11 protein-coding genes and 1 pseudogene are annotated in these 26,364 nt (G+C 67.4%); 6 read left to right on the top strand and 6 right to left on the bottom strand.

The annotated features are described in order from the left end of the window. Window positions 1-83: 83 nt before the first annotated feature. The 5 genes and pseudogenes from ACYVK5_RS11340 to ACYVK5_RS11320 all read right to left on the bottom strand — a co-directional run bounded on the left by ACYVK5_RS11340 (window position 84) and on the right by ACYVK5_RS11320 (window position 2,999). On the bottom strand, window positions 84-347 hold the full coding sequence (locus tag ACYVK5_RS11340) for a hypothetical protein (protein ID WP_460704971.1): 264 nt from the start codon (window positions 345-347) through the stop codon (window positions 84-86). A 187-nt stretch (window positions 348-534) separates the two neighbouring features. Further along, window positions 535-633 (bottom strand): annotated as a pseudogene (locus tag ACYVK5_RS11335) (TetR/AcrR family transcriptional regulator); the annotation flags it as partial. Window positions 634-1,005: 372 nt separating this feature from the next. Next, window positions 1,006-1,575 carry a Uma2 family endonuclease gene (locus ACYVK5_RS11330; RefSeq protein WP_460704923.1) on the bottom strand — a complete coding sequence of 190 codons (570 nt, stop codon included), beginning with the start codon at window positions 1,573-1,575 and terminating at the stop codon, window positions 1,006-1,008. Between the two features lie 139 nt (window positions 1,576-1,714). Then, complete coding sequence (locus tag ACYVK5_RS11325) at window positions 1,715-1,945, bottom strand: HigA family addiction module antitoxin (RefSeq protein ID WP_460704967.1); 231 nt, start codon at window positions 1,943-1,945, stop codon at window positions 1,715-1,717. Between the two features lie 202 nt (window positions 1,946-2,147). Beyond that, complete coding sequence (locus ACYVK5_RS11320) at window positions 2,148-2,999, bottom strand: Ltp family lipoprotein (protein ID WP_460704965.1); 852 nt, start codon at window positions 2,997-2,999, stop codon at window positions 2,148-2,150. Window positions 3,000-3,270: 271 nt separating this feature from the next. Here ACYVK5_RS11320 and ACYVK5_RS11315 point away from each other — a divergent pair, with 271 nt between their 5' ends. From ACYVK5_RS11315 to ACYVK5_RS11305, 3 genes are all read left to right on the top strand, one after another. Beyond that, the gene (locus ACYVK5_RS11315; RefSeq protein ID WP_460704922.1) at window positions 3,271-4,614 is read left to right on the top strand and encodes a sensor histidine kinase; all 1,344 of its coding nucleotides are present in this window, start codon (window positions 3,271-3,273) and stop codon (window positions 4,612-4,614) included. 38 nt (window positions 4,615-4,652) lie between these two features. Then, window positions 4,653-5,306: a response regulator gene (locus tag ACYVK5_RS11310; protein WP_460704921.1), complete on the top strand. Its 654-nt coding sequence runs from the start codon at window positions 4,653-4,655 to the stop codon at window positions 5,304-5,306. A 790-nt stretch (window positions 5,307-6,096) separates the two neighbouring features. Continuing rightward, window positions 6,097-12,654, top strand: coding sequence for a DUF4011 domain-containing protein (locus tag ACYVK5_RS11305; RefSeq protein WP_460704920.1), 6,558 nt, complete (start codon window positions 6,097-6,099; stop codon window positions 12,652-12,654). A 79-nt stretch (window positions 12,655-12,733) separates the two neighbouring features. On the opposite strand, the gene ACYVK5_RS11300 is transcribed toward ACYVK5_RS11305, so the two are convergent. Next, complete coding sequence (locus tag ACYVK5_RS11300) at window positions 12,734-14,947, bottom strand: 3'-5' exonuclease (RefSeq protein WP_460704918.1); 2,214 nt, start codon at window positions 14,945-14,947, stop codon at window positions 12,734-12,736. 199 nt (window positions 14,948-15,146) lie between these two features. Here ACYVK5_RS11300 and ACYVK5_RS11295 point away from each other — a divergent pair, with 199 nt between their 5' ends. The 3 genes from ACYVK5_RS11295 to ACYVK5_RS11285 all read left to right on the top strand — a co-directional run. Continuing rightward, complete coding sequence (locus ACYVK5_RS11295) at window positions 15,147-20,315, top strand: DEAD/DEAH box helicase (RefSeq protein ID WP_460704916.1); 5,169 nt, start codon at window positions 15,147-15,149, stop codon at window positions 20,313-20,315. Next, window positions 20,315-23,167, top strand: a complete 2,853-nt coding sequence (locus ACYVK5_RS11290) for a helicase-related protein (protein WP_460704914.1) — start codon at window positions 20,315-20,317, stop codon at window positions 23,165-23,167. Before ACYVK5_RS11295 ends, ACYVK5_RS11290 begins: the two co-directional genes overlap by 1 nt. Continuing rightward, the coding region (locus ACYVK5_RS11285; protein WP_460704912.1) for an Eco57I restriction-modification methylase domain-containing protein at window positions 23,164-26,364 on the top strand (3,201 nt) is incomplete at its 3' end. The genes ACYVK5_RS11290 and ACYVK5_RS11285, both read left to right, overlap by 4 nt.

The following is a 26,364-nucleotide window of genomic DNA, read 5'->3' as shown; positions in this document are numbered from 1 at the left end:
GCGTGCTGCCCGCTGAAGTGGGGGTTGCTGTGGAACTGCTTCTCGTACAGGCCCCGGCGTCGTAGCCGATGCCGCGAACCCGGTCACTCATCGCCGGCCCCCAGAGAGCGGAGCAGGAACGGGACCGCGTGCGCGCGCACGTCGCCGAGGTCGGCACGGGCGTCACGCTGGACGAGGGTGATCGCGTGGTCCAGCACACTCTCGACGAGGCCAGCCGCTACCGCCACCGGCATCCGGCGGAAGGCTCCTTCGTCCATCCCGGCGGTCAGGATGCTGCGCAGCAGGGCGGTGTCCTCCTCGTTCTCGACGAGGTACAGCGGAGTGCCGTCCGCCGTGCGGTGCGACACCACGATCTCGACGGCCGCGGCGATCGCGTGGCGGTGGGCGTCGACGTGTGCGAGGTATGCCTCCGCGTAGGCGCGTAGGCGCGTAGGCGCGCAGGCGGGCGGTGGCGTGCGCGTGCTCCGACACCGCGCCGAGGAGGCTCTCGCCCAGGGCGGTGAACGCCTCCTCCACGAGCTTGAGCAGCAGCGCCTCCTTCGAGGAGAAGTAGTACCCGATCGCGCTCTTGACGATGCCAGCCCGTTTCCCGATCTCCGCGAGGGACGCCCGGTGGTACCCGACCTCGTTCACCGTGGGCGCTTCGCCTGGAGCTCGGTGTCTACGTCGATGGGCTGATCCCCGTCAGGACCACGGCTCGCGGGTCAGGCCGAGCGGACCCCGGGTAGGTCGGCGAGCTGACCAGCGACGACGCCAGCCCCTAGGGAAAACGCCCGCACCAGCCAGACACCATGTCTGCGCTGGCCAGCGGGCAATTTCATGCCACCAGCCCCACCGAATTACGCGGAACCCAGATCCATGGGCGTCGAGGAGGCGCTGCGTGAGACGGCGCTTGAGTTCGGGGTGACGCGGCTGGCGTCTCTGGTGCGGCCCTGGCTGGAGGGGTGCTCGATGCGGTGGTCACCGAGGAGTTGCTCGGCCAAGGCGTAAGGGCGGCGGGGGACGTCAGCCGACCAGGCTGGGGATGTCGAGCTCGAGCGGGAACGGTGCGGCGACGCGAAGTAGCTCGCGGAAGATGCCGGCCGGCGCGTAGGCACCCGTGGCGTCGTCGAGTTCGTAGACGTGGATCGCTGCGGTGTCGCCCTCGTCCTCGATCCGCCAGTAGTGCCGGATCCCGGCCTGCGCGTACTTGGTCAGCTTGACCGTGCGGTCCCGGTGCGCCGACTCCGGCGAGACGACCTCGACAACCAGGACGACCTCCTCGGGCGCATACCAGGTGCGGTCCGGATCGTACTTGGCAGTCGTGGCGAGCACGTCCGGCTCGGGCCGGTTGTGCTCGTCCAGGCGGATCGTCATCTCGCGCTCGACCTCGAAGGTATCGGGTGCCTGGTTCCCGAGCTGGGTGGTGAGTGAGGTGACTGTGCGGCTGTGCCAGGCGCGCTGCGGGGACATCATGAAGACGAGGGCTCCGTCGATGAGTTCGGTGTGCCGCGGGGCTTCGGGAAGCCTGTCTAGATCATCGGCGAGCCAGCCCTCGGGGCGCGGAGGGCGCATCCAGTCGGGCAACGCGGTCATGGTGCAAGGTTACCCAAGTCGGTGCACCTGTCACGCGAGAACGCCCGGTCGCGGCGTCTTCTTGACCGTGACGTGAGGTGTCTGCCTACCAACTCGCCGGCTGACTCACGCGCTGCCCTCTCGCAGCTCGGTATGAGCATCAGGCAACATGGACAAGGATCTCGACGTTGCCCAGTTCCTCGGCGTGGGTCTGCTGTTCCAGCCGGGTGTCGTAGTCGGCTTGCATCATGATCCAGTAGGTGGGCGTGAGGCCGAGGGCTCGTGCCAGGCGCAGCCCTGTGGTTGGCGTGATGCGACGCCGGCCGTGAAGGATCTGTCCGATGTGGGTCTGCGACAGGCCAGTCGCTTGGGCAAGCCGGTAGGCGCTGATCCCGAGCGGCTTCAGAAAGTCTTCAGCAAGAACTTCGCCGGGATGGATCGGTGCGTAGAGCTTCTCTCCCAGGTTCTTCTCCTAGCTCTGCTCTCAGTGGTGGTCGATGATCTCGACGTGCGGTGGGGCCGGCGGAAGCACACGGCGGACCCGGAGTAGATCCGGGCCCGCCGTAGGTGCTCCACGTCGTCCTCCGCCGGCGTCAGAGCCCGACGGAGTCCGCGCCGTGCGCCGCCTGCTCGGGAGTGAAGCCCTCGAACTCGAGCTGGTCGATGAGCCCGGCGCGGGAGAACGAGGAGAAGTCCATGTAGTTCGCGGCGGACTTCTCGGCCTGCTCCATCCAGTCGACCTCGATGTTCCCGACGGCGTACTCGGCGTCCGCTGTCGAGAACCCCTCGTACTCCAGCTGCTCGACGAGACCGGTCTTGGAGAAGGCCGTGAAGTCGAGGTAGCGCTCAGCGGTCTCGCGGGCGTTCGCCTGGGAAACGGTCTCGTCGGACGTCTCCTCGGCAGGCTCGTCTTCGATTGGTGCTTCTGCGGCATCGTCGTCGGCCGCCTCGGTTCCCTCTTCGCCCTGGCTGCCGTTGGCCGCGCCGGCGTCGTCGTCGCCTTCTGAGACTTCGTCTGCTTCTTCCGCTCGGTCCTCCTGCACGACAGCATCCTGAATCGGCTCACCGACGTCGTCGGACATCGCGCCGAACAGGTTGACGAGTCCTATCCCGAGCAGAAGCCCGGCTGCGGACAGCGCGATTCCCGTGATCGCCTTGCCCTTCCCGACCGGCGGGTTCGTCCGGCCGGCACGATTGATGCCGACGAAGCCGAAGATGATGCCCAGGATCGACGGCAGGAACAGCAGGCTTGTCACGAGCGACACGATCCCCAGCACGAGCGACGCCGTGGCAGCGCCGTTCGTGGCCGGAGCTGCGGCTCCGGGAGCGTACGGAGATCCGCCCGCCGGGCCGGGGCCGTATGGAGGCCCGCCTGCAGGACCGGGACCGTAGGGAGGTCCGCCTGCGGAGCTGGGGCCATATGGCGGTTGACCTGCAGGGGGCATACCGGCCGACGGCGGTGGGCCGGGGGCACCCGGCCCACCCGGCCCGGCGGGAGAGCCGGGCGGCTGGAACTGTGGTCCGGGGTGTTGACTGGACATGACTTTCTCCTCACAGGAACTGCGATCTCGTATGCGTCGATCGTTGCCGTCCCGGGTCACCCCCCACATCACCCGATCCGGCCTGCCAGTATGACCTGATCCGGTACCTCGCCCGGGTGAAGATCATCCGGTCGGATCTCCCATGAGGGTCTTCGTGCGAAATATGCTGCGGCGCATGCACGAACCACCACCTCCAGCGCCGCAGCCGCGGGCCTTCTCCTGGCTCCCTGATGCGCTGGCGCCCGTCGTGCCGACGAAGTGGCATCTGGTGCGGAGCCTGCTGCTGGTGTTCGTGTGCTTCTTCAGCTCCGGTGTCGCCGTGTCGTCATTCGACATGGCGGGACGCCCGCCAGGGCTCCAGGTCGAGGACGTCACGGCTCAGCTGATCACTATCCCGGCGTTCCTCCTGGCGTTCCTCGTGCCCTGGCTCGTGTTCCTGCGCGACGTTGCGCCGGCGACGCTCTGCCTCACCACCAGCGCCCTCCCCGTGCTGCTTCCGTACGACGCGCTGACTCCGCTGGTCGTGCTGCCGGCGGTCTACGCATTCCGTTCTGCCCGGTGGATCGTGGTGTGCACGGCCGCAGTCGCCGTCGCGATCGCGGCAGTCTCGATCAGGGAAGTCTCGATGCTTCCCGAGTACCGGATCCTCGTGTCGAGCGATCCGGCGACCGGCGAGGTCGCGGCCCTCCCCGAGGCGGGGTACGTCGTCCTCGGCCTGATGTACCTCGCGGTGGCGGTCGGCGTCGGCTTCTGGCGTCGTGCGGTCGCGGCCCGGCGCCAGGTCACTACCCTGACCGAGCGGCACGCCACGCACACCGCCGTCCTGGAGGACCGCATCACCCGGCAGCACGAGCGCGAGGACATCGCCCGCGAGGTGCACGACACGATCGGGCACTCCCTCAGCCAGATCGCCCTGCAGGCGTCCGCCCTGGAGGCCGACCCGAACGCTACGCCCGAGGCGCGCGAGGCCGCCGTCCGCATCCGGGCTGCGGCCCGGCAGGCGGGGACCGAACTGCGCGGAGTGCTCGACGTGCTGCGTACGGGGGCCGAGGGGATCACCGCGGTCTCGTTCGACGACCTCGGAGCTCTTCTGGTCGAGGCGCAGCAGCAGGGCGCGATGATCACGAGCACCGTGTTCGTCTCCGAGGGGCGCACCGCCGCGACGGGCCTGACGCGTGCCTGTTACCGCATCGTGCAGGAGTCGCTGACGAACGCGCTGAAGCACGCACCCGGGATGCCCGTGATGATCAGCTTGAGCGCGGCGCCGGGGACCGGCGTCGTCATCACGGCGCGGAATCCGCTGCCGCAGCCCGCGGCGGGGCAGGTCGACTCGGAGCATGCGACCCCGGATGCGGAGGCGCCCGCGCGCAGAGCGCTGACGGTCGCGGAGGGCTCCGGCCACGGCATCGCAGGTATGACCGAACGAGCCACGGCGCTCGGCGGGACGCTCACCGCCGGGGGAATGGACGGCGCGTGGACCGTGACCGCCCGCATGCCCTGGAGAGCTGTGGACTCCTGACCGCGGGGACGTCCGACACCTCGTCTACGGTGTGACGTGTGACCAAGGTGCTCATCGTGGACGACGACGCTCTTGCCCGTTCGGCGATCAGCAGTGTCCTGACCAGCAAGGGCCTCGACGTGGTCGGTGAGGCCGACGACGGTGATCAGGTGCCTGACGCCATCGCCCGGCACCGGCCCGACGTCGTCCTCATCGACCTGCACATGCGCCGCGTGTCGGGCGTCGAGGCCATCCGCCGGAACGCGTCCACGCCGAACGCCCCGCATTTCGTCGCGCTGACGTCGTACGGTTCCGACGAGGAGGTCAACGCCGCCATCGATGCCGGCGCCGCAGGGTTCCTCTACAAGGATGCCGGACCGGACGGAATCGTCGGCCCGATCCGCGATGTCGTCGAGCATGGCAGCGCCTTCGGCGGAGCGGCGGCCGCGGTGCTGCTCCGCCGGGCGACGGCGAGCCTGGCCGACCAGTACACGGCGCAGGCCCGGGACCAGCTCGCACTGCTCACGGAGAAGGAACGCGAGGTGGCGGTGGAGTTGGTCGGCTCGGGGACCAACCGGGAGATCGGGCAGCGCCTGTACATCTCGGAGAACACGGTGAAGCGGCATCTCACGAGCGCGCTGCGGAAGCTCGGGCTGAGCGACCGGACGCAGTTGGCGGTGCTGGCGGATCGGGCGGGGGTTGGGCGGGGGTGAGGGTACCCACCTGCTAGCCCTGAGGCTACGGGCAGGCTGCGAGCCCCTGGTCTGTGCGGCCTGGCATGATCGGGGGTCGGGACTTTGCCTACGGCGTCGGCCTTGACGTCGGACCGCTCGCGCCGTTCGGTGAAGGGCTGGAGCTGGCCCCACTCGTGGGCGAACTGGCGGCTTTCGACCACTCGCCACATGCCTGGTCGATCCGGTTACGGCGACCGCTGCTGCGCCTGCCCGAACGATGACGCGGCGTTCTTGCGTGAGCGCCTGCCAGAAACCGGCGCCGACCGCGGGGCTACGAGGAATGCGTACACGCGCTGGTACCGGGAGTCCGGGCGGTCGCTGTCGGCCAAGGATCGAGCGTTCAATGCGGTGCACGGGGTCAGGATTGTCGACCGAGGGACCATTCCCGACGTTGTCGCGGCTGCCTATGAGCAGCACAAACGCGATCGGTAGCGCTGTCAGGCGTGGGGTTGCGACAGTCAGTCGCAAAGGCAGCGTGCTCAGACGGTGGCGGGTGGGGTGCGGCATCTTGTCCCTCAACGAGACCAACCCGGGGAACTCCGTCGACCGCGGTCTTGCCCGATGTGACCGAGGACGTCGACATGGTGTGGCTGGAGCCGCATGACTCGATGTCTCCGCGTCGGGCGTTGAATTGAGCGCGGGTGCACAGCAGGGCGGACAGGCGAGTGTGCAGTTGCGTGTGTGCAAGGGCTGTGGACGGTCGGAGTTATCAACAGTTCACCCCGTGTTCCCGCCCCATCGGTGAGCGGGTTGGGCCAGGATGGTTGGCGTGAATCACACCGGGCGCCTCACTGACAAGGAACGACAGGTCCGTGGGCTGGATGCGCTCGGCGCAGCGCTGTACCCGCTCGTTGATGAACGCATGAGGCGCTCCGCGCACGGCAAGGACTGGGTGGCGCTCTATCAAGCGGCGCAATCGGCGAGGGTGGGCCGCCCGTACCGTGTCGACCCACGCGACCCGCGTGCGCTGCTGCGTATCGTGCGGCACGAGCGGCAGGTCTTCACCGATATCACGCCGCTGGACCGTGCCTGGATCGACGAGCTGATCCAAGCGTCGAACGCGGCTGCGCACTCCCCGTCGGTCCCCGCCCAGGATGCGGAGCGCGCGCTGGACACGATGGTGAGACTCGCCCAGTCGCTCAAGCTGGAGGACGCGGTCGACGCCGTCATCGAGATCCAGGCGATGGCCGGGCCACCTCTTCCCAGCGGGGCCGACGCTGTTACGTCCGGGTTCGTCGACGAGAGCATGTCCGAGGCTGCCGACCCGGCCTCGGAACGCGCGGCTGAAGCCGCACCGGACGAGCGAGTCGAGGAGCCTGCCGCATCGAGTCTGCCCGGGCCGGCGCCTATGAATCGTGTTCCCGAGGTCGTGGCACCGCACGGTGCGAGCATCCTTTCTGCCAGGATCGGCGACCTGGATGTGATCGTCGCGGTGACCGAGGCGATCAACTACGCCCTCGTGCACAACGACATCTCGCCGGTTCATTCGGTCAGTCTCGTCAACAACGGACCTGCGCCGATCGAGGGCACACGCCTGACCCTGCAGATCGAGAGCCCGCTGCCGGACGGTGTCGTGGCTCAGCCGCTGGTGATCGACGTCGATCACCTCGGTCCGGGTGAGGTCTATGCCGTACCGACCAGGTCCTGCCGCTGGACGATGAGCCAGCATGCTTTCCTGACGTTCGACGAGGCTGTCGGCACGACAGTCGAGATGCTGGTCGTGACCTCCGAGGGGCGCGCCCGCGACACGGCGACCGTGCGCCTGCTCACCGCCGACGAGTGGTGGGCGGCCAGCCTGCCGGAAGTCCTGGCCACGTTCGTGCGGCCGAACAACAGCGAGGTCGGCAAGCTGCTCGCCGACGCTTCCGACCTGCTGCAGCAACGGACGGGCACCCCCTCCCTCGACGGATACCAGGCAGGCCCGGACCGGGTGCATCAGATTGCCGAGTCGATCTTCGACGCGCTCCAGGCCCGGCAGATCCGGTATGTCGAGCCGCCTCGATCGTTCGAGGGCACCGGGCAGCGCATCCGGAGCCACACCGAGGTCCTCACCGACCGCCTCGGCACGTGCCTCGATATCGCCTGCTTGTACGCGGCCGCGCTCGAACAGGCAGGCATCCACCCGGTGCTGACCGTCACCAAGAACCACGCGTTCACCGGCTACCTGACCGAGGATCGTCAGCTGCCCGGCCTGACCGTGGCCGCGTCCGACGCGATCATCACGCTCGCGGACTCCGACCTGTTCGAGGCGGTGGAGACGACGGCGATCTGTGCCGGCGACGAGGCAGCTTCGTTCGACCAGGCACGGGGCCTGGTGCGCAAGTGGTGGACGAACCGCCTGGACGACGTCGTGCACCTGCTCGACGTGCACGCCGCACACCGCCGGGTGCGGCCGTTGCCTGCCATTGTCGTGCAGGACGGCGTACGCGTCGTGGAGGTGGTGCGCGAGGCCGTCGTCGTCCCCGCGAGGTCCGTCCCGGCAACTGAAGCGGCCACCGGCGAGCGGCACCACGCCCCGGCTCGCGTCGAACGGTGGCGTCGCGCTCTCCTGGACATGACGTACAGCAACCCGTTGCTGAAGCTGAAGAAGTCCTCAAGCATCCCGTTGCACGTCCCTGCCGATGGGCTGGGCAGGTTTGAGGACCTGGTGGCGCTTGGTGAGCGGCTCACGATCGTGCCGCACGACAAGATCGCGGACATTCATCGTGCTCAGGGAGCGCGCACCGCCGCCGACGTCGATCCGCTGTCCGCCCTGCGGATCCTGGTCGAGGAGAAGCGCATCCACGCTGCGTTGTCGAGCTTCGAGTACCAGCGCAGGATCCGTGCGCTGGTACGCAAGGCGAAGACCGCGCTCGAGGAGACGGGCAACGACAGCCTGTACCTCACGGTCGGCACGCTGCACTGGACCGAGCGCACGAAGGAAGGCCGCGCACCGCTGTTCCTCGTCCCAGTTCGCTTGACCGGCGGTCGCGGCACCACCAAGTTCGTCCTGGAGTACGACAACACGCGCCAGGTTCAGGCCAACCACTGCCTTGTGGAGAAGCTCCGCGTCTCCTGGGGCCTGCACGTCCCGCAGCTGGTGACACCAGGTGAGGACGATGCCGGGATCGATGTCGGCGGGGCGCTGGCTGCTGTCCGATCGGCGTTGCTCCGCAAGGAGCTGTCCAACTTCCACGTCGAGGAGACCGCGCACCTGGCGCTGCTGCAGTTCTCCACGCTCGACATGTGGCGCGATATCTCGGAGAACTGGCCGGCCTTCCTCGAGCGGCCTGCTGTCCGGCACCTGGTCGAGACGCCCGGGCAGCCGTATGACGACGCGGTCGACCCGCCTGCGCCGGCACCGGACGCGGAGGCGACCGCGTTCCTGCCGATCCCGGCCGACGGTTCCCAGCTGGAGGCCGTGCGATGGGCCGCTGCCGGCCGGTCGTTCATCCTCGAGGGCCCGCCAGGGACAGGCAAGTCACAGAGCATCACCAACCTGGTGGCGCACCTGCTGGCCGAGGGCAAGAAGGTGCTGTTCGTCGCGGAGAAGCAGGCCGCACTGGACGTCGTCAAGAAGCGGCTCGACGCTGTAGGACTGGGAGTGTTCTCCCTGGACGTGCACGGGCGTACGCAGACCGTCAGGGCGGTCCGGGCCCAGCTGTCAGCCGCGCTGGAGATCGCGCAACAGGGCACGCCGGGGTGGGAGTCGGCACGGGCGTCCTACCGCAACGTGGTGGAGTCCCTCGCCCGCTACCCGGAACTGCTCCACGAGGACGGCCCGGCAGGGTTGTCGGCCTGGGGTGCGCGGCAGAACATCCTGGAGCTCGGCGAGGTCACGAACGGTACGCCGGGCGTGGCGGTACCCCGCGGCATCGTGATGGGGACGACCGATCTGGCGGCCCTGTACAACGCCGGACGCGACGTCGGTCTGGCGCTCCTCGACCTGGGCGTCGCACCCGGTGCGTCGCCGTGGAGTATTGCCGGTCCGGTCGGACCCGACCGGATCGACCGGAATGCGCTCACGGCGGCCCTGCGGGCACTGGTGGCGGCGGACGAGAAGGTCGTGTTCTCAGGTGCACGTGAGCTGGCAGCTCACGCGTGCACGATGGAGGAATTCCGGGCGGTCGGCAGGTGGCTCAACTCCGTGGCAGCGGGCATGGGGTACACGACGGCTACGGCACGGGACCTCGCGACTCCGCAGTGGCGTGCCCATGCTCGACAGGCCAAGGACGCGGTCGACCAGTTCCGGCAGGCGACCGACGGCTGGCTCGGCCCGTTCGCACCAGGCGTCGTTGCGGCGGACCTGGATGTTCTCGTGACACGCGCTGCCGAGGCAGACAAGCGGCTCTTCGGGCGCAAGAAGCGGCGACTGGCGGTCCTCGCCGACCTCGGTCAGTTCCTCCCGAACGGGTACCCGAAGAAGCCCAAGGAGCTGGCCGCGGACCTCAACCGGCTGATCCAGCTCCGTGACGAGGTGCGCCGACTGACCGACTTCGTCGCCACTCTGCCGGGGATCACCGTGCCGTACGGCTGGAACCCGCTGGAGGAGTCGGAAGCGAAGTTCGTCGAGCACGCAGTGGCCGGGGTGGAAGCTGCTGTCAGTCTGGACACAACGCTTGTGGGCGGGCGGGCAGAAGCGGCAACGATCAAGGCGCTCCTCGACGAATGCACCGGTCAGGTCATAGCGGACCCTGCGGCGCTCCCGTCCGGTACGGGCAACGACGTCGCCGTCCTCGGCGAGGTGTGGAGCAACCTCCTCGAGGTGCTCGGGTCGACCCCGGACGACGTCGGCTTCTGGATCGCCGGGCGCACGCGTGCTGCCGCCCTTGCCGCGAGCCTGCCCGACTGGCAGGCCGACGGAGCCGGGGGCGCATACATCCGCCTGCAGCGGTGGCTCCGGGTACGTGTGGGGCTCGAGGCGTTGTCGGCTCTCGGGGTCGACGGCGCCGACAGTCCCGTCCGAAGGGGAGACCTGCGCGGCCCCGACGTGGAGAACGCACTGCGTGTCGGCGTCGCACACGAGGTGCTGGCCGAACGGCTCTCCTCGACCGGACTGGAAGCCTTTGACGAGGTGGACCGGGTGCGGATGATCGATCGGTTCATCACCGCCGGTGACGACATCCGCGGGCAGATGCGTACCGAGTTGCCGGCCATGCTCGCGCGTTCCCGCACGTTCGACCCGACCCAGCCGAAGGGCGCGGTCGCAGAGCTTCAGGCGCAGCTCGGCCGTCGCCGCGGCGGCATGACGATCCGGCAGTTGATGGAGCAGTTCGGGAATCTCATTACCCAGGTCACCCCATGCTTCCTGATGAGCCCCGGTTCGGTGGCGCGGTTCCTGCCCTCGGACATCGAGTTCGACGTCGTCGTATTCGACGAGGCGTCACAGATCCGGGTGCCTGACGCGATCGGTGCGATGGGACGCGGTCGTTCGGTCGTCATCGTCGGCGACTCCCAGCAGATGCCGCCTTCCAGCACGTTCGCCACAGCCAGCGGTGAGGACGACGACGAAGCCACCACCAGGGATGGGCTTCCTGTCCAGGCCGACATGGAGTCGATCCTCTCGGAGGGTACCGAGTCCCGCCTCAACCGTCTCCTGCTCACCTGGCACTACCGGTCCCGCGACGAGTCGCTCATCGCATTCTCCAACAGGGCTTACTACGACGACCGGCTCTCGAGCTTCCCCACTCCGCCGGACGGGCAGTCCACCGCGATTGAGCTGCGGCATGTCGCAGGGGTCTGGGAAGGCGGCGGACGCAGCGCGGCCCGAGTGAATCGGGCAGAGGCGGAGGCCATCGTCGCCGAGATCCGGTACCTGGCCGAAGCGGATCCGGGCCGTTCGATCGGCGTCGTCACGTTCAACAGTCAGCAGCGCGACCTGATCCTGGACCGTCTGGAAGAGCTCCGTATCGAGGACCAGGCCGTGGAGGCGGCGTTGAGCCGCGCCGAGGAACCGCTGTTCGTCAAGAACCTGGAGAACGTCCAGGGCGACGAACGTGACGTGGTGCTCTTCACCCTTGCGTTCGCGAAGGACGCACGTGGCAAGGTTCCCCTCAACTGGGGCCCGCTGAGCAGGGAAGGCGGCGAGAAGCGACTCAACGTGGCGATCACCCGCGCCAAGCAACGCGTCGTGGTGTTCTCCTCGTTCGCACCGCACGAGCTGGACCTGAGCACCTCCTCCTCCCGCGGCCTGGCGCATCTCAAGGACTACCTGCAGATGATCGACCGCGGAGTGAGCCGGTCGGCGATCCAGGGCGGCGCCGCGGCACGCGACCGGCACCTGGACGAGATCGCCGCAGCCTTGTCCGGTACCGGCCTCGAGGTACGGACCGGCATCGGGCTGTCCGACTTCCGTGTCGACCTCGCCGTGCGTGCCGACGGCGGTCCCTGGACCGCTGTTCTGCTCGACGGGCCGGCGTGGCGTGCCCGCACGACGGTCGGTGACCGTGATGGCCTCCCCGTGAACGTGCTCACCGGGCAGATGGGCTGGGCACGGGTTGAGCGGATCTGGTTGCCGACATGGCTCCGGGATCGTGAACTGGTGGCCAGGCAGATCGTGGAGGCAGCGCGGAACGCCGAGGCGGAACCGGGACGGCAGCCCGCTGAGCGCGGGGGAGTGGCGGTGCCCGGTGTGGCTGGAGTGGTGGCGGCCGGCGCCTCGGCAGTACGTGGATCGTGGGGGTCGGAGGCTGCGGGAGTGAACGACGGCATCAAGAGCGTGGAGGAAGTTCCCGTCGTCGCACCGGTTGCGACGGCACGCGTCGCGGCCTCACCGGCTTCCGACCTGCCGGACCACGTCCGGCGCTACGAGCCGGCGGCGACGGACTCCCGGTACGAGCCGAGCGAACTGGACGGCACGGACCGAGCCGCTCAGGACCGGATCCGCAGCGTGATGCTCGGGATTGCTGAAGAGGAAGGACCGATCCTCCTTGACCGGCTGCTGCGAGTGACCGCGCTCAGATTTGGCATCTCCCGGCTCCGGGAGTCTCGCCGTGACCAACTTGCATACCTCGTGCCGGGGCAGATGGTCGTCAAAGCGCCCAACGAAGACCTCGTCGCCTGGCCACGGACCACTTCCCCGGACGGCTACACCGGATACCGCGTTCCTGCGACCGGCGGTAGACGAGACATCAGCGACGTTCCCTACTGCGAGCTGCGGAACGCCATGGTCCGGGTGGTGCAGGCCGCCTACTCCATGAGCGTCGAGGAGACCCTGCGTGAGACGGCGCGTGAGTTCGGAGTGACCCGACTCGCCTCCCTGGTACGGCCTCGGCTGGAGGGAGTCCTCGATGCTGCGGTCGCCGAAGGAGTACTGGAACGCCGAGGGGAGCATGTCCATGTTTGCTGAAGAGTGGAGTCCCTGACCGACGCGGTCGGCGAGCCGGGCACGGCTCTCGATGCCGAGCACTCCCGAGAAAAGGCAGTGATCATCCTCGCTCAGGGACGAGCGGACTCCTGTGTCCGCTCCACGTGACGACCAGCTCGTCGCGCGGCCGGGTCGCTGCGACGTACACAAGTGACCGTTCCTGCTGGAGCGCAGCATCTCGCTCTTCCTCCGGCAGGTCAGTCAGGGAGCGCAGGACGGCCTTCTCAGACATGCCAACAATGATGACACGCAAGAACTCCATGCCCTTGGCGCGGTGCATTGTCATGATCGGGACCTGTCCCGTTGCCGGCCGCTCACGGTTCGCTACCGGCCGCGCGGAGATGTCTACGGCGCGTAGTGCGTCGGCAAGGTCGTTGACGGCCCATGCTGAACGAACGAGCACGCCGATCGTCTCGGGAGCATCGCCAGCTGCGATCCATCCGGCCACCGTCTCGGCCGCTCCGTTGACCTCCGCCTTCCGGGTCGGGAACTCCAGCACGCGAGGCTTTGGACCCGAGCGCGCCGACCGGTACCCCGCTACTTCGGTCGCATCGCCGTCCAAGTCCTCGGGACCGACGCCATCCAGGACACGCAGCGCGAACTCGAGGTTCTGGGCGGTCGTGCGGTAGTTGAGCTTGAGGCGCCGGGACCGGCCTTGGACGCGGATCCCGTGGTGCGACAGGGTGACCTTCTGTCCGTAGATCCGCTGTTGGGAGTCCTCCGCGAGAAACAGGTCATCGGGCCCGGCGGCGACGAGTGCGCGCAGCAGGAGCAGACGTGATGGTGTCAGGTCCTGGGCCTCGTCGACGAGCACGTGGTCCGCGAGAGGGCCTACGCCCTTCTTGGCGCCGAGGGCGAGCGCGGATGTGGCGAGAGCGGTCTTCTCCTCGAACGACGTCGTGCCCGCAGTAGCCGAAAGCGCGCGGTATCGATCGAAGACCTGCCAGAGCTCTGCCCGTTGCGCTCTGGTGAGCGCGACACCACGACCATGGCGTCGGACGCGGATGTACTGCTCAAGCGAAGTGATGTTGCCGGGCAGCACGCAGGTGGCGTACTCCGCCATCAGAAACGTCGACGACAGCAGGTACGCCGGCAGTGTGGATCCCTCGGCGGCTTGTTGCCAGACGTCGGCCGATGTGTTGCCCATGATGTCGGCCGGACGGGTGCTGAGAACTGTCGACACGGCTTCCTGGAAGGGGAGCCTCAACCGGTCGGCGTTGACGAGAACGCGGCGGGCGATTGCGTCGACTCCGGCGATGTAGATCCCCGGCGAGCCCAGTTCGGCCGCGAGCGGCGCTTTCGGGTCAAGGAGGAGCAGGTTGTCGCGCAGCGAGTCAGCGAGGGTCGTGTTGAAGGTCGTCAGCACGACCCTCGCAGACGGGTTCTGGCGAGCCAAGTGCCGTGCTCGGTGGAGGAGAATCACGGTCTTACCGGTTCCAGCGCCGCCGGTGACGCGGAACGACCCTGACTGACGTGCGGTGGCGTAGCGCCGCTGCTCGGGATGGAGGAATGTGCGCCAGGCCCCGAAGTCAGGGTTCTCGACCGCGGCGCGCAGGTCGTCGTCGGATTCCAGGAAGCTGAACTGCATTGACGCGGCCGGGTGGCGGAGTGCGGCTAGGAGCTCCTCGTCACTGCCGGCTAGGGCCGCGGACCTCTTGCCCAGCCCGTAGGCAGCGCGGACCTCCTCGCTCGTGCTGCCGAACGCAAGGTCGAGCATGGCCGACCCCTGCCACGTACTGCTGGCCGAGGCGGCGTGCTCCTGCAACTCGTCGTCGTCGGTGATCTCAAGAGCGGCCTGCGCGAATGCCTCGTCCATGCCGAGGCCGACCATGGCTTCGACGGTCACCCCCTGGACCTGAAGCCGTGACCACGGTGTGCCGTCAATGTCCTCGGGCTTGACCTTCGACGGCCGCCAGGCAAGTGCGCCGTCTGTGGGTCGCGTCTCCCGCTCAGCACGAATGAATGAGGCGATCCCGCCGTCGTCGACATCGACGCGGTACGTCTTGGCCATGCTGATGGCCTGGTCGTGCTTGAACGTTCCCAGGTAGACGTAGTGGGCGGTCTCGCCCTGTCCCTGGACCTTGACGAGCAGTGCTCGCCACTGGACGTTGACGCGCCCGGTCCGGATCCGGCGATCAACGGCACCGTTGATCCGCTCGATGTGCAGGCTCGACGACGTATCGTCGGTCATGAGCTTGTTCAGGAACGCCATGACCTGGCCGGCGACGTTGTTGTCGGGCAGGTGCGCGTCCTTGACCATGATGACCTGTGCCACAGCCGAGATCGTAGGGCAGGACTCCGACATACTCACGGAGGCTGTCGGTGCGTCCCGGGTGATTTTCGGCAGATGGAGGCCCTGATCAGGGGGATCATCGGTGATTGCCGTTAACAGGAGCGGTCGCGCTTGGTAGTTTCATGAGGCACGGGCACGCGCCGGGCTCGTATCGGCGGAGCGATCGAGATGGCAGGGAAACTTGGACGCATTCAAGGTTCACCAGAACCTCATCGACGACTACCGGCAGTTCACGACGGGGTACTTCGACCTTCGGGACGAGCGGATCCGTGGATCCGTCGAAGATCAGGTGACCAAGGGCGCGCAGTGGCCCGACCCCTGGCTGGCTCTGAACCCATCCTTCGCCTCGGGTGGCACTGTGGACGACCTCGCGGCGGCTGGTGGGCTCCACCCTCGTGCAGCGGAGATCTTCCGTGTGGGCAAGGACAAGAATCCCGCGACGGCGTTCCCGATCACCTTCCACAAGCACCAGGCGGACGCGATCGAGGCGGCCCGCAGTGGCGACTCGTACGTGCTGACGACGGGGACGGGATCGGGCAAGTCCCTCGCGTACATCGTCCCGATCGTGGACCATGTGCTGCGCAACGGGTCCGGCCGGGGTGTCCAGGCTGTCATCGTCTATCCGATGAACGCTCTGGCGAACAGCCAGATGGAAGAGCTCGAGAAGTATCTTGTCAAAGGCTTCGTCGATGAGCACGGGATTGGGGAGCCGCCTGTCACGTTCGGCCGGTACACCGGCCAGGAGTCCGACGAGGAGCGCCAGGCGATCCTGGCGAACCCGCCGGACATCCTCCTGACCAACTATGTGATGCTCGAGTATGTGCTGGTGCGACCGCGCGAGCGCGAGAAGCTCGTCGAGGCGGCACGCGACTTGCGGTTCCTCGTGCTGGACGAACTGCACACCTACCGCGGTCGGCAGGGTGCCGACGTGGCGCTGCTCGTGCGCCGTCTCCGGCAGGCGACGGGGGTGGGAGACGGCCTGCAGTGCGTCGGGACATCGGCCACAATGGCGACGGCGGACACTGTCGCTGGCCAGCGGGGTCAAGTGGCCGCGGTGGCCTCGACGATCTTCGGCACCGTCATCGCGCCCGAGCGGGTCATCGTGGAGACCCTGGTCCGGGCGACGACGTCGTTCGACCCGACCGATGCCGCGCTTGCGGCCGCTGTCGATGCTCGGCCCGACGCGGAGAGTAATGACCCCGTCCTCTCTGCTGGCTACGACGTGCTGCGTACCGACCCCCTCGCTGGCTGGATCGAGTCGAGGTTCGGTATTCACGAGGAGCCCGGTACGGGGATTCTTGTCCGAACCAAGCCGATTACTGTCGAGGACGCAGCCAAAGATCTTGCGTTCAGGACCGGTCGGAGCATGACAGCCTGTGCTCAGGCGATCCGCTCGACCCTCATGGCTGGGGCTACCAAGGCGAAGCATTCGGTGACCCACCGTCCGCTCTTTGCCTTCCGGCTGCACCAATTCATCTCCAAGGGTGCATCCGTCTATGTAACGGCGGAGCCAGAAGGTGTTCGGCTGATCGAGCACGACTACCAGATCTACACAGTTCAGGGTGGCGAGCGACGGCTGTATCCGCTCGCCTTCTGTCGCGAGTGCGGTCAGGAGTACCTGATGGTCACCTACGACCGCGTACATGGCGAGTTCCGTGCCCGGACTGGGAACACTGTCAAGGCCGACGACGGCGATGGGTACCTCTATATCAGCACGAAGAACCCTATGCCCGTTGACATGCTGACCCGGCTCCCGCAGACCTGGACCGACGCGGACGGGAAGGTCATTGCGTCCCGGCGTCACCGCGTCCCCGTGCCCTACCGCATCGATGTCCTCGGCCGTGCACGCCTCGTCACAGATCGGCACGAGTCCCCGGAACGAACTCCCGAGGGCACGTATGCCACCTTCGTTCCTGGTGGCCTGCTGTTTTGCCTGCGCTGTGAGATCGCGTACAACAACCCCCGCCAGAGCGAGGTTTCCAAGGTTGCCACCCTCGACATGGAGGGGCGGTCGAGCGCGGTCACGATCCTCTCCACGAGCATCATCCGGTCGCTGAACGCGGCCGAGGACCTGCCCGACGAGGCTCGTAAGCTCCTCACATTCGTGGATAACCGGCAGGATGCGAGCCTCCAGGCTGGCCATGTCAACGACTTCATGCTCGTCGGGCTCCTTCGCTCGGCGCTCTACCTCGCTGCCAAGGGGGCTGGCGACGATGGGCTCGACCCGTCGGAGGACTACGTCTCGCGGATCGTGAAGTACCTGCCACTGGAGCCGAAGGACTACATGCAGGCACCGAACGCGTTCGACACGACGCAGGCTGATCGCGCCCTGCGCCAAGTCATCGAGTACCGCGCGTTGCAGGATCTTCGCCGGGGCTGGCGTGTGACGCTTCCGAACCTGGAGCAGACCGGGTTGATCCGGGTCGAGTACCCGGTGGCCGAGCGGTTGTGCGGGGCCGAAGAGCGGTGGGCCGACGCCCATCACTTGCTGCGGCACCGGACGCGGGAAGAGCGTTACGAGTATGTCCAGGTGCTCCTGGATGAGTTTCGGCGCGTGCTCGCCCTCGATACCGAGGTCTTCTCCGAGGAGCGGATGGAGACCCTCAAGCGTGCCAGTGAGACGCATCTCAGCGGGGTCTGGACGGTTGCGGACAACGAGCGCCTGCCGACTCTGGGCTTCGGCGCCCACGTTCCGCAGAAACAAGGTGGAGCGCCGGGATATCTCTCCCTCACTCCGCGTGGCGGGTATGCACGTTGGCTCGCAAGCAAGCTCGACACCGCCAAGATCGACCTCGACACGATGGATGCGGTCATGAGGTCCCTCGTCGATGTGCTGGTGAAGGCCGATGTTCTCATCAAGTACAAGGACGCCAAGGGCGCCGATGCCTACCGCCTGCGGGTCCATCAGGTGCGGGCGGTCGCGAGTGACGGTACGCGCGCCGCCCCGGATCCGATCAGGCGCACCGTCGACCCCGAGCGCACTGCTCGCGTGCTGCCCTTCTTCAAGGAGATGTACCAGAAGATCGGCAAGGACCTCGTCGGGCTCGTCGCGCGCGAGCACACGGCTCAGGTGCCGTCGAAGGATCGCGAGGAGCGAGAGGACGCGTTCCGCAAAGGTGAGCTCAAGCTCCTGTACTGCTCGCCGACGATGGAGCTCGGCGTCGATATCGCTAAGCTCAACGCCGTCGGGCTGCGAAACGTACCGCCGACACCCGCGAACTACGCGCAGCGGTCCGGCCGTGCCGGCCGGTCTGGAGACCCAGCATTGGTCGTCACCTATTGCGCGTCTGGGAACGCGCACGACGCCTACTATTTCAAGCGCGGCAACGACATGGTTTCTGGGCGGGTGCAGCCGCCGCGGATCGACCTGACGAACGAAGAGCTTGTCCGTTCGCATGTCCATGCCGTGTGGTTGGCCGCGTCCGGGGCGACGCTCGGACGCTCGATGAGCGAAGTCGTCGACACCACAGCCAAGAACTACGCCGTCCAGCCGGAGCTTTATACGGCGATGACGGCGCCTGACCTTACGAGGAAGGCGCTCGAGGCAGCTCGGCAGGTCCTCGTTCCCCTTCAGCCGGTCTTGGATGATGCCGCCTGGTACGTCGATGACTGGCTGGAGACCGTCGTCGACCAGGCGCGGCAGGAGTTCGATCGGGCGTGCGAACGCTGGCGCACCCTGCACCGTACTGTCAAGGCCGAGATGAACCTGGCCAACGTGCAGGCGCAGATCGCCTCGTCGGCGAAGAAGGACCGGCAGATGGCCCGGTACCGCCATGCCGACGCCCAGCGGCAGCTCGAGCTCCTGCTGAACTCCGGCGAGCAGACTCGACAGGGTGACTTCTACCCGTACCGCTACTTCGCCTCGGAGGGCTTCCTGCCCGGCTACTCCTTTCCGCGCCTGCCGCTCGCCGCGTATATCCCCGGGATTCGGAACGCGAAGAATCGGGATTCCACCTGGCTCCAGCGTGCACGATTCGTCGCGCTGCGGGAGTTCGGACCGCGGGCCCTCGTCTACCATGAGGGCGCCCGCTATCGTGTGGTGCGGGTCAATCTGCCGCGCGACGGCGAGGGCGAGACCGGGAAGCTGACCCTGCACAAGACGTCGTACTGCACGAGATGCGGCTACCACCACGAGCGCGAGGTCGGCATCGACGTGTGTGAGAACTGCGGTGACCAGCTCACGGCGGTTATGGACAGGATGCTCCCGTTGCAGGCTGTCGTCACCCGCCGTGCGGAGCGCATCTCCGCAGACGAGGAGGAGCGCACCCGCGTCGGTTTCGAGGTGCTGACCAGCTACCGCTTCCTTCCCCGCGGCGCGGCCCCCGGCTTCGCCGATGCCAGAGTCGAGGCTTCGGGGACGACGCTCCTCGATCTGCGTTACGGCGACGCGGCCGAGCTCCGCATGACGAACATCGGCGAGCGGCGCCGCAAGAACAAGGACGACCACGGCTTCTACCTCGACACCGTACGCGGGACCTGGCTCACCGAAGCCCGTGCCAAGGAGGCGGACGAGTCGGCAGCCGACGACGAGACGCAAATCAAGGCCGACGACCTCAAGACCGCGCAGAAGGTCATCCCGTTCGTTCAGGACCGGAAGAACATCGCGATGCTGCGCTGGGCCGAGGCGATGAAGCGTTCCGAGGCGGTGACCCTGATGTTCGCCTTGGAACGTGGTGTCGAAGCCACCTACCAGCTCGAAGACTCCGAGCTGTCCAGCGAGCTTCTGCCGGACACTCTTCCCGGTGTCGACCCCGACGCGACGCGCGGGCGCTTCCTGTTGATCGAGTATGCCGAGGGCGGGGCAGGTGTGCTGCGGCTGCTGCAGGCAGGTCCTGCCGCGATGGCGGCGGTCGCTCGCAAGGCGCTCGAGATCATGCACGTCGACCCGGAGACCGGGGTCGACGGCGATGACGCGTGCGTGCGTGGCTGCTACCAGTGCCTTCTGACATACGGCAACCAGGCACACCACGAGACGATCGACCGGCGGTCGGCTGTCAACCGGCTCCTGCGACTGGCTACGGCCACCACGGTGTCGGCGGCTGCCGCGCCGGTACAGACACCGACTGAGATCGCAATGCCGGAGGCGTCCCGTGCCAAGTCACTGATCGAAGCTCTATTAGAGAAAGGTCTCCGCCTTCCGGACCGCGTCGATGGCGAGGTCTCCGGCTTCCTGGCCGACCTCATCTATGACTCGGCGATGACGATTGTTGTCGTGAATGACCTCAAAGCGCCGATCGAGACCCCATGGGACCTCATCGGCGCTGGCTGGAGCGTCGTATCGATCGACGACTCGACCGACCTCGACAAGCTCATCGCAGAGCACCCCTCCACCTTCGGGAGTCTCACCTGATGCCCTACGCCTCCGGAACCCTTGTCCGTACCCGTGGCCGTGAGTGGGTGGTGCTCCCGGACAGCACCGACGACTTCCTCGTGCTTCGGCCCCTGTCGGGCGGCGAGGCCGACATCGCGGGCGTGCTCCCGCACGTCGAGCACGTCGAGGAAGCCACGTTCCCCTTGCCGAGCCTGGACGACGTCGGCGACTACCGCTCGGCGAACTTGCTGCGCGACGCCCTGCGGATTGGATTCCGCTCCACTGGTGGCCCGTTCCGCTCCCTCGCGTCCCTGGCCGTGGACCCGCGTCCGTACCAGTATGTGCCGCTGCTCATGGCGTTGCGCCAGGAAGTCACGCGACTCCTGATCGCCGACGACGTCGGCATCGGCAAGACCGTTGAGGCAGCCCTCGTCGCTCGCGAGCTCCTGGCTCAGGGCTCGGCCAAGGGGCTGACGGTGCTCTGCCCGCCGTCGCTGGCCGAGCAGTGGCAGTCCGAACTCCGCCAGAAGTTCGGCATGGAGACCGTCCTCGTCCTGGGATCCACCGTCACCCGCCTCCAGCGTGGGCTGGCCCATGACGAGTCCATCTTCCAGCGCTACCAGCACACGATCGTCTCGACCGACTTCATCAAGTCCGACCGACGCCGCGACGAGTTCCTGCGCACCGCCCCCGACCTGGTGATCGTCGATGAGGCCCATACGTGCGTCTCGGACGGAACTTCTGGCGGCGGTCGAGGCCGCCAGCAGCGTCACGACCTGCTGCGTAGGCTCGCTGCCGACGCCGACCGGCATCTGGTGCTCGTCACCGCGACGCCGCACTCGGGTAAGGAGGCCGCTTTCCGCAACCTCCTCGCCCTCCTGGATCCGTCCTTGGAGCATGCCGATGTCGCTGGCGACGCAGGCCGACGCCGGCTCGCGCGTCACATGGTCCAGCGGCGCCGGGCGGACATCCGCTCCTATCTCGACGAGGACACCAAGTTCCCGAGCGACCGCGAGACGCGCGAGGTCGCCTACTCCCTGTCACTGACGTACAAGAGGTTCTTCGAGGACGTCGTCGCCTATGCCCGCGGCCAGGTTCAGGACAGGTCCGGGACCACTCTCGACCAGCGAGTCCGTTGGTGGTCTGTGCTCTCCTTGCTCCGTTCGGTTGCCTCGTCGCCCGCAGCAGCATTCGCTACACTGCACGTCCGTTCCTCCGCGCTGTCCGCTGGAACCGCTGATTTGGCGGACACCCTCGGCGCTTCTGCCGTCATGGACCAGGTCGAGGATGATACGACCGACGCCGACGACACCGTGCCCGGCGCGGTTCCCGTGCCCGATGACGCGTCGCCTCACCTGCGTACGCTCCTCAGCCTTCGGAACGCGGCGAACGCGCTCGCCGCGGCGGACGATGTCAAGCTCGTAGCCTTGGTCAAGGAGATCAAGGGCCTGCTCAAGTCCGGTCAGTCGCCGATCGTGTTCTGCCGGTTCATCCCGACGGCCCACTACGTGGTCGACCAGCTCCGGTCGGCCTTCCCGAAGCTGCCGGTCGAGGTCGTCACGAGCGAGCTCGCCCCCGATGACCGCGCAACCCGCGTCCGCGACATCGTCGGCGGGGACGCGCCGCGCGGCCGCATCCTGGTGGCCACCGACTGCCTGTCCGAGGGTGTCAACCTTCAGGATGGCTTCCAGGCTGTGATCCACTATGACCTGGCCTGGAACCCCACCCGACACGAGCAGCGCGAGGGGCGCGTCGACCGATTCGGCCAGCAGGCCGACGTCGTCCGTGCCCTGACGCTCTATGGCGAGGACAACGGTATCGACGGCATCGTCATGAACGTCCTGTTGCGCAAGCACGCCCAGATCCGCAAGGACCTCGGCATCAGCGTCCCGGTCCCCAACGACGCCAGTGACACGGTGCTCACCGCCCTCCTCGAAGGCGCGCTCTTGCGAGGTAATCAGGGCGAGCAGCTCACACTCGACCTCGGCTTGTCCGAAGCCACTGCACTCGACGAGGACTGGCGATCTGCCGCCGACAGCGAGAAGGCCTCCCGTGCCCGATATGCCCAGCACGCGCTGAGCCCGGCCGAGGTCTCCGCAGAGGTCACCGAGGCCAGGTCCCGCTTGGGACGGCCCGACGACGTCGCCCAGTTCATCACCGATGCTCTTGCCCAGCTCGGTGCGCAGACCACCGCTACCGACGACGGATTCGACCTGGCCCTGCCCACGGTTCCGATCGGGCTCAAGGACGCGTTGCGGACCGGCAAGGACACTCTGCGATGGGCCCGTGATCTGCCCGCACCGGTCGGTGCCGCCATCTTGCACCGCACCGACGAGCGCGTAGGCGCCCTGGCGAGATTCGTCCTCGACGGCGCCCTCGACAACCGCGTTGCCGAGGACGAGCGACCGGCCAGGCGCGCTGGCGTCATCACCACCGCGGACGTCTCCACGATGACCGTCCTGCTTCTGGCGCGCTTCCGCGTCCATCTCACGCTCCCCGGGCGATACGGCCTGATCACACAGGTAGCCGAGGAGGCCCGCACGCTCGCCTTCACGGGCAACCCGGCGTCGGCGCGGTGGCTCGACCGCGACCAGATCGATCAGCTCCTCGCGGTCCGCCCGACGTCGAACACCCCGGCTGACCGCGCCCGCGGATTCCTCTCGACGGTCACCGGGGCGCTGTCCGGCCTCCGGCCCGCTCTGGAAGCAGAAGGCCAGAGAGCCGCCGACGAGCTGCGCGACGCCCACACGCGCGTCCGCCGCGCGGCCCGAGGCACCGACCGCGCCGACGGCACCGCAGTTCGCGGACTGACGGTCCGTGCACAGCTGCCCGTGGACCTACTCGGCGTCTATGTCTACCTGCCCGACACGACCCGAGGGAGCGTCGCGTGAGCACCGCGCTGCAAGCCGTCCGCGTCGAGGGCGGCATCGTTCCTGCGACCCTCTTCCAGCGACTCCAGGGCGGCGACCTTTCCGAAGGGTCCCTGTCGCCGTCGTCATACCACCTAGCCGGGCGGGAGACCGTCCGCGACGCCGCGAACCGCGCCTGGACCTACCTCACCGGTGTCTACGAGACGTGGCGTGAGACGCAGGCCAAGGAACCGGGCGGTCTCGACGCGACAACGTCTTCGGCCACCCGCGACCGATGGCTCCTGCCGCTGCTGGACCAGCTCGGCTACGGTCGGGTGCCCGTGCACTCCGGCGCGCTCACCGTGGACGGCAAGGACTTTCCGCTGACCCACCTGTGGCAGCACGTTCCGGTGCAGCTCGTCGGCCCTGGCGTCGACCTCGACCGGCGCCACGCCGGCGTCCAGGGTGCCGCCCGAGCACCTCAGGCTATGGTCCAGGAGCTGCTGAACCGCTCGGACATCCACTTGTGGGCGGTCCTCGCCAATGGCAAGAAGCTGCGCCTGTTGCGCGACTCCACCGCGCTCGCCGGTTCGGCATATGTCGAGTTCGACCTCGAAGCCATCTTCGGCGGCGAGCTCTTTGCCGAGTTTCTGCTGCTCTGGATGCTGTGCCACCAGTCCCGCCTGGAGATCCGCACCGTTGAGCCCGGCACCGACCCGAACCCCGCCGACTGCTGGCTGGAGACCTGGCGCGCCGACACGGTCAAGGCCGGCGCTCGCGCTCTCAACTCACTGCGCGACGGCGTCGAGAAGGCTCTCGAACACTTGGGCAGTGGCTTCATCGCCCACCCTGGCAACGGAACGCTCCGCGAGGACCTTGGCACTGGCAAGGTGACAGACCGCGACTTGCACCGCCACTTGTTGCGTCTTATTTACCGGCTGCTGTTCCTGTTCGTCACCGAGGACCGCGGCATCCTTCTTGATCCGGCCGCTGACCCCGAAGCGCGGCGTCGCTACGAGACGTACCTGTCGACCCGCCGCCTGCGCGAGACGGCTCGTGTCCGACACGGCTCGGCTGCATACAGCGACTTGTGGCAAGGACAGCGCCTCGTCCTCAACGCCCTCGGCGGCGATGGCGAACCGGCCCTCGGTCTGCCCGCGCTCGGCGGTCTTTTCGACCCCGAAGAGAACAGAGGTGAGCCACTTCTGGAGGCTGAGCTCGCCAACGACGCGGTCCTGGAGGCCGTCCGCTCGTTGTCCTGGATACAGCGTGGCGACCGTCTCCAGCCCGTCGATTACCGCAACCTCGGCGCCGAGGAACTCGGAAGCGTCTACGAGTCGCTCTTGGAGCTGGTCCCGAAGGTCTCCCTCCTGGACCGCACTTACAAGCTGGAGCATCTCAGCGGGAACGAACGCAAGACCACTGGTTCCTACTACACCCCGCCTGCGCTGGTCTCGGCGCTCCTGGACACAGCACTGGACCCGGTGATCGACGAGGCTGTCTCGGGTGCGGCCGACGCGGTCGATGCGGAGAAGCGACTCCTTGCACTTACCGTCTGTGATCCGGCGTGTGGTTCCGGAGCCTTCCTCGTCGCGGCAGCCCGGCGCATTGCTCGGCGGCTGGCCATGATCCGGGCGGATGAAGACGAGCCCACGCCTGCGGACGTCCGTCACGCTTTGCGCGACGCCGTCGCCCGCTGCATCTACGGGGTTGACATCAATCCGCTTTCCGCAGAGTTGGCCAAGGTCTCGCTCTGGCTTGAGGCCATCGAGCCCGGCAAGGCGCTGGGGTTCCTCGACGCCCGCATCAGGGTTGGCAACTCGCTGCTCGGCGCCACGCCCTCGCTTCTCAAGAACGGCCTTCCCGACGACGCGTTCAAGGCTCTGGCCGGGGACGACAAGAAGTACGCCTCGGCAGTCAAGAAGCGCAACAAGCAGGAGCGGGGTGCGGGCCCGGGACGCTTCGGGCCCGGCGGCCAGGACATGTTCGAGCTCGACTTCGGAGGCGGCCTCGTCCACGACCTCGCTGAGGCACGTACTGCCTTCGCTCGCGTGTACGACGACGCCGCCTCCGTACGGCAGCAGGCACGCCAATGGCGGGCCTACGCTGCCAATCCCGACTATGTTCACCGCAAGATTCACGCCGATGCCTGGTCCGCTGCGTTCGTCTGGCCGCTTCGACCGAACGACCTCTCCATCGCATCCTCCGAGCGCGCTCCCGTGGTGGACGCGCCGACCAGCGCGGTCCTGCGCCGACTGGAAACAGACCCGGACGCTGACGTGCTCGCCGCGACTCGCGCCCAGGTCGAGGCCATCGCCGACGAGTACCGGTTCTTCCACTGGCACCTGGAGTTCCCCGAGATTTTCGACCGCCCTGGTGGTCGTGCTGGGGACGCGGGATGGACCGGCGGCTTCGACTGCATGATCGGCAACCCGCCCTGGGAGCGCGTCAAGCTCCAGGAGCAGGAATTCTTCGCTGGCCGTGATCCGGAGGTCGCCAAGGCGCCGAATACTGCCGCCCGACGACGCCTCATCAACGCGCTCATGGACAGCGATGACGCCGTCGACCGCGCCTTGTACCGCGAGTACACGGCGGCTCTGCGACGGGCCGACGGCGAGAGCAAGCTCCTACGGACCTCCGGGTCCTATCCGCTCGCCGGCCGCGGCGACGTCAACACTTACGCGGTGTTCACTGAACTGTTCCGGACGCTCACAGGCCCGAACGGGCAGGCTGGCGTCATCGTGCCGACCGGAATCGCCACAGATGCCACCACCCAGCACTTCTTCCGCGACCTCGTGGAGACGAAGAGCATCGCGGCGCTGTATGACTTCCAGAACGGGATCCCGAAAATTTTCGAGGGCGTTGACTGGCGTCAGAAGTTCTGCTTGCTCACCATGACGGGCCGATCGCGCTCGGCGAACCGCACCGACTTCGCCTTCTTCCTGTACGACGCCCGCGACATCGCTTCGCGATCATTTGGTCTCACGCCTGACGAGATCCTTCTACTCAACCCCAATACGGGTACTCTCCCGATCTTCCGCACCCGCCGCGATGCGGAGATCACGCTCGGCATCTACCGACGCGTACCGGTCCTGATCAACGAGGCAAAGGTCAGGGAGGGGGACCCAGACGGCAACCCGTGGGACGTCAAGTTGATGACTATGTTTCACATGTCAAACGACTCACACCTATTCCGGACTCGTGAACAGCTCGAGGCCGAAGGTTGGGTGTTGGAAGGC

Source organism: Myceligenerans halotolerans (assembly GCF_054782975.1).
This window is presented reverse-complemented; position numbering and strand designations above follow the sequence as displayed.

What these genes read in the sequence shown, in the direction of transcription:
- ACYVK5_RS11330 (WP_460704923.1), bottom strand. Translation starts at nt 1,575, where the DNA reads ATGACCGCGTTGCCCGACTGGATGCGCCCTCCGCGCCCCGAGGGCTGG.
- ACYVK5_RS11320 (WP_460704965.1), bottom strand. Translation starts at nt 2,999, where the DNA reads ATGCCCCCTGCAGGTCAACCGCCATATGGCCCCAGCTCCGCAGGCGGA.
- ACYVK5_RS11315 (WP_460704922.1), top strand. Translation starts at nt 3,271, where the DNA reads ATGCACGAACCACCACCTCCAGCGCCGCAGCCGCGGGCCTTCTCCTGG.
- ACYVK5_RS11290 (WP_460704914.1), top strand. Translation starts at nt 20,315, where the DNA reads ATGCCCTACGCCTCCGGAACCCTTGTCCGTACCCGTGGCCGTGAGTGG.